This is a genomic window from Listeria costaricensis, assembly GCF_900183385.1.
GTDB classification, from domain to species: domain Bacteria; phylum Bacillota; class Bacilli; order Lactobacillales; family Listeriaceae; genus Listeria; species Listeria costaricensis.
Map to the genome: position 1 here is coordinate 9,230 of NZ_FXUT01000038.1, position 4,965 is coordinate 14,194.

Consider the following 4,965-nt stretch of genomic DNA (forward strand, 5'->3'; position numbering starts at 1 on the left):
ATATGAAAATAATGGTTTTTTGCATTAATTTTGCATTCTTATTAAACTAAGTCCTTGATATTGATGCTAAAAAAGAAAAAGAGTTGGAAGCGTATGAAATCTATGCAGTAGTTTATACGGGAGAAAATGGCAAGCCAGAAGTTATGTGGATCCTCGAACAGAATGGCCATGCGGTTCGTAATTATGAGTTGACCGATTACTTGAAGAAGACTGGCCAATATCTATCAAAAGATCGGTATCAAGTACTTTCATTAGATGATATTGAAGAGAAGGTTCTAGAGGGCTGGAAAGAGGGCGGCTACTATCTAAGTGGTAAGAAATACAGTGGTGTTGCAGGTGCTACACTAAAAGCTTCCGCCTATGTACAAGATAGTGCTGAATGGGTGCAGGAAAGCGATTTTGCGAATGCCGTTTTAGGCTTAGGACTTAGTACAGCAGCTATTAGAAGTAAGCCAGTTCTTCGAGAACAGCAGATAAGTGTGAAAAATAATGTTCCAGACTCAACCTTGAAACATGCTGATTTAGGTGACTTTAATGCAAACAATCGACTCATAAATGGAGGGCACGGAGAAAGCAATATTAAGTATTTACAAGAAAATAATATTGAGTATAATATCGTGACTGAGTATCCAAACGGTGTTAGAGTAGGGAATGTTCCTAGTCATAAAAATAAAATGAAGCGATCTGGAACTGGTCAATCTTGGTTTCCAGAAAGTTGGAATGATACTAAAATTAGAGATGCTGGGAATTATATAAATAATCTTCCAGAAAATAAAAATTTAGTTGATGGAAAGTGGGCTTTTGGAGAATATGATGGCGTTAGAGTAGGAATTATTAAACAAGATGGAAAGATTACTACTATTGTGCCGGATAATTCTAGACAACCATAAAAAGGAGTGAGGAAAAAATTATGATAAATATTGAACAAATAAATCAAATTATCAAGGATAGAAAACGTATGACTCCAGACGATCCTCGGATTAATAGAAAGTGGGAAGAACTAACAATACTACTTTCACAAAATGAAAAAGAAACCATTGATTTCATAAAAGGATGTTCTAGTGAGCAAGCAGAATGGATTAGTGAGGTCTTTGAAGACATCTCGGAAAACTTGCAAAGCCAAGGTTTTATTGTTGCAATTGAGGGGCTACAAAAGAAATTTTCTAATCTAGATTTGGCTACAGATATCTCATATGCGAAAATGGCATTAGAAAAAAATTGATTTTTTTACTTATTGGTGGTCGGCCTATTTCTTTGGATAGGTCGATTTCTTGTGTTTGAGACGGCGCTTTGAGTGCATTTACTTTTACTAATTGATAAAATTTTGTAAGTCTTAATTTTATTACAGAAGTAAAAAACTGCAATACAGATCTCATATAAAACACATGAAAATAATGGTTTTTGCATTAATTTTGCATTCTTATTAAACTAAGCCCTTTGAAACATTGGTATTAAGCGATTTATTGATATAAGTTACACGATCGCCAGCTCCATTTCAGTAGTTTTAAACAAAATAAAAGAAAATGATAGGAATGCAAAATTTTTTGCATTTATTTTGCATTATCGAAAATGCGCACCCTGATTGGAATGGGAAGTTCTATGATGCTGACTATAACGTATGTGTAGAATTAGCTACACAGCTACTGAAAAAATATGGTTTATCTCATAATGACCTTTGGCGGCATTCGGATATTGTGGGTGCTGCCTACAAAGATTGCCCGCGCTACTACACAAAGAATCAAAGTGAATGGAATAAATTGAAAGAAGACGTACGAAAGAAAATGGGAGGATCCAGTTCTCAAAGCTCAGGAGGTGGATATACGATTCCGCCATATTCAGAAGCCATTGGTACGCTGAAAACAAAAATGGAAATGAATGTGCGGAGCGGGGCAGGAACACAATACAGCATTACTCGTATCGCGCCAAAGGGTTCCGGTCATTCTGTTTATGAAAGTCGTGATGGTTGGTATCGAGTATCCAGCGGGGAATGGATCTCTGGCGGTTCCCAATACGTCACTTTTAGCAAGAACTCTAATGCCCCGGTCAAACCATGCCCCTGTTACTAATAAAGGGCAGTATGTCTATTTCCCGGCAGATCAAGGAACCTGGCGGGTTTATCCACTTTCTGCCTCAGCTTTGCAAGCACAATACAGCATCGGAACGATTAATCCGCCACAATTTGGCGGGCTGACATATGCTGTGAAAAAAGATCGCGGCGGTTAGGATTATGAGATTGAAACGGGAGCGTTTGGACGAGTACGAGTTTACTGTCATCCTGATACAGGAGCAAAAGTCAGTTGGAATGGCTCAGGCAACTGGCCAAATGTCCAATAGTTAAAAGTATCCGCAAGACTGGTGTGCTGACCCTCTGCTATTAGGCGGAGGGTTCTTTTTTAGTTTTCTCTTGAATGTCTATCTTTGCTACTGGGAAAAAGGTGAATTTTTTTGTGCAAATATTAGAATAACATGCGATATTTTTAAAAATTATGCTTACATTTATCATTTGCGACAGAAAATAGACATTTCGTGACATTTTTGGTTTTATAGAACTATTTAACCTTATAATATATTGTGTAATACCAAATACGAATGAGAAGAGGGGAAAAGATGAAGAATAAGAGTCTAGTTCTGTTGCTTGCAGGAGCCTTAGCGATTACAGTAGTTTTTCCTGGTACTACAGTATTTGCAAAGGAGAATCAAAACAATGGTTTGTCTGTAAACACGCCAATGGATGTTTCAATTTTCAGCAGTGGGGATTTGGTTCAAGAAAACACAAATGGCATTATGTTACGAGAAGCCACAGGGTTCCATTATAAAACTGTATCTCAATCTGTGACAAAAGGAAGTAGGGTTTATTTAGGAACAAAAACATATAGTAAAGGGACCAATTTTGGAGTAAAGGCCAAAGTAGGACCCGTGTTTGTTTCTTTAGGTGGATATGCATCAAAAAGTGGTAATTATAAAGAATATAGACAAAATGTTAAAATTACTGTTAAAGTGAAAAAATATGAAAATGGTTCTGGAAGGTATGTAGGAACATATACTTATACCTCAAATACTTCATATGTTGACAGAATTCCAGTATAATAAAGATTCAAGCGCGCTTATTGAATTTAATGAGTGCGCTTTCGAAGAAGGAGTATATACAATGACTATTAAAATAAAGATAGGCAGTACTTTAATACCTTTCCAACTTATTTTGATGTATATCTTCAATACTGTAATTCTACAATATACGATAAATCCTGTAATTTTACAGATAGGAAATTTTGTTCCAGCACTTCTTGTCTTTTTTATAACTTTGTATTTATTTAAAGATACCTTGGTAAGTGATTGGAAAAAGCTGTCCTTATCAAAATGGAAGCTGTTACTGATAGCGATCCTAGGAGTTATTGCTATCCAACTAATTTTTAATGTTGTAAATATCTTATTTCCCGTCTATGAGAATGATTTGGATAGGATAGCTATCCCCTTTTCTGGATTAAGCTTTTCAGAAAAAGTTCTTTTTTTGATATTTTCAGTAGGGACAGTTGCATCAGGTTTAACTGAGGAAGTTTATTTTAGATATTTATTCATTAAGAAAATCTTTATCAAACACCAATATTTTGGATTAATATGCTCCTCTTTTCTATTTGGAGTAGCACACTATTTTTTGGAGTATACTTTTGTATCAACCATATCATATATGGTTATAGGCTTGTTTTTTGGACTAATATATTTAAAAACAGATAATATATGGTATACAATAAGCATACACATGCTGAATAATCTTTGTTTTAGTATTTTAATTACTTTTATATCATAATGTGCATTTATAAATATTTATTTACATATAGGGACTAAACACGGGTAAGAAAACAAGTAAAAGTTTTCTTACCCGTGTTTCTTTTTTGAGATATTAAAATCCAATAAATTTATGCAATAACACTATTTTTAGAGTTAATTTATTTTGGTGTTAATTTAGGATAAAAAGTTGCTTCATTATTTTATCTATGATGAAAGAAATCTCACAAGTGATAAGAAATATTTAATTGTGATGATGTAATCATTTCACACTGATTTCATGAATAATTCTGTGGTGAATCTTACACGAAACCTCAAGAAGATAACTGCCTAAATACAGATTAAATGGCCATTTATAAGGAAAAACAGCCCAAATTATTCACGAAACGTCCACAGAAATTCTTATGTCACCTTTGTATAATGAAGTTGGATACAAAAAAGGAAGGTGACGAGAATGAGTGAAGTAAAAGTCAAAGAAAGCACATTCCAAGCGCATGCAACTCAGCTGAGCAACGATGTAGCGGGGCAGTCCTATGATTCACGAAGTTGTGGGCATATGGCTTACTCCAATGGGAACGCTGTACAAGATCTTCAGGAAGCGATCGTATCAAGTGTGGATGCGATGAAAGATTTGGTGATACTGGTGCGGAAAGATGCGTATCGACTGGAACAAATGGGGCAAGCTTATGCCAACCAAGATCAAGAAGTTGGCCAAGGTATTGAAAAGTTGGGGGATCGCTGATGGATAAAGAGAATATACAGCGAGAGCAGCAACTTATCACTCTGAAGAAGCAGGAAACAGACTTGGAGAATCAACTGAGTCAGATTCGGCAACAACAAAATCAACTAGCATGGTTAGAGGAAGATAGCCAGGGCATAGAAAGAGAACAACATGAACTGATGGATATATTACGGCAGGGCTGGCAAGGAGAACGGGCGAATGGCTATCATTCTTACTTAGAAGATCTTCAACAACAAGAAGCACGTTCCTGGCGCAATGAAATGATAGAGTCCATCGATGCGGCCGACCAGGAAGCGCAAAAAATGAAAAATAAACAATGGCAGTTGCAAGATCAGCAGGCGCAGCTCCGAAAGGAGATGTGTCGATGAGCCGGATAGATATTCAAGAAATCACTTTTTTTAAGCAGCAGCTAAAAAGCTCCAATGAAGAGATGCGAGCGG

The 4,965-nt window shown here is 36.1% G+C and carries 8 protein-coding genes; all 8 read left to right on the forward strand.

The window, feature by feature from the left end; genetic code table 11:
• The first annotated feature begins 83 nt into the window (after window positions 1-83).
• The 8 genes from CS921_RS15360 (at window position 84) to CS921_RS15395 (ending at window position 4,893) form a co-directional block, all read left to right on the forward strand.
• Window positions 84-890, forward strand: coding sequence for an EndoU domain-containing protein (locus tag CS921_RS15360; RefSeq protein ID WP_240422394.1), 807 nt, complete (start codon window positions 84-86; stop codon window positions 888-890).
• Between the two features lie 20 nt (window positions 891-910).
• Window positions 911-1,222: a hypothetical protein gene (locus tag CS921_RS15365; RefSeq protein WP_099225427.1), complete on the forward strand. Its 312-nt coding sequence runs from the start codon at window positions 911-913 to the stop codon at window positions 1,220-1,222.
• A gap of 322 nt (window positions 1,223-1,544) precedes the next feature.
• Window positions 1,545-2,066: an SH3 domain-containing protein gene (locus CS921_RS15370; RefSeq protein ID WP_162921805.1), complete on the forward strand. Its 522-nt coding sequence runs from the start codon at window positions 1,545-1,547 to the stop codon at window positions 2,064-2,066.
• Entirely contained in the window at window positions 2,035-2,223 is a 189-nt protein-coding gene (locus CS921_RS15375) for a hypothetical protein (RefSeq protein ID WP_099225431.1), read from the forward strand. Before CS921_RS15370 ends, CS921_RS15375 begins: the two co-directional genes overlap by 32 nt.
• A 384-nt stretch (window positions 2,224-2,607) precedes the next feature.
• Window positions 2,608-3,087 carry an LMxysn_1693 family intestinal colonization protein gene (locus tag CS921_RS15380; protein WP_099225433.1) on the forward strand — a complete coding sequence of 160 codons (480 nt, stop codon included), beginning with the start codon at window positions 2,608-2,610 and terminating at the stop codon, window positions 3,085-3,087.
• A gap of 61 nt (window positions 3,088-3,148) precedes the next feature.
• Window positions 3,149-3,805 (forward strand): CPBP family intramembrane glutamic endopeptidase, encoded by a 657-nt coding sequence (locus CS921_RS15385; RefSeq protein WP_162921806.1) that lies wholly within the window; start codon window positions 3,149-3,151, stop codon window positions 3,803-3,805.
• Between the two features lie 432 nt (window positions 3,806-4,237).
• Window positions 4,238-4,525 (forward strand): DUF3130 family protein, encoded by a 288-nt coding sequence (locus CS921_RS15390; RefSeq protein ID WP_099225437.1) that lies wholly within the window; start codon window positions 4,238-4,240, stop codon window positions 4,523-4,525.
• Window positions 4,525-4,893, forward strand: coding sequence for a ribonuclease P (locus tag CS921_RS15395; protein WP_099225439.1), 369 nt, complete (start codon window positions 4,525-4,527; stop codon window positions 4,891-4,893). Before CS921_RS15390 ends, CS921_RS15395 begins: the two co-directional genes overlap by 1 nt.
• Window positions 4,894-4,965: the final 72 nt, after the last annotated feature.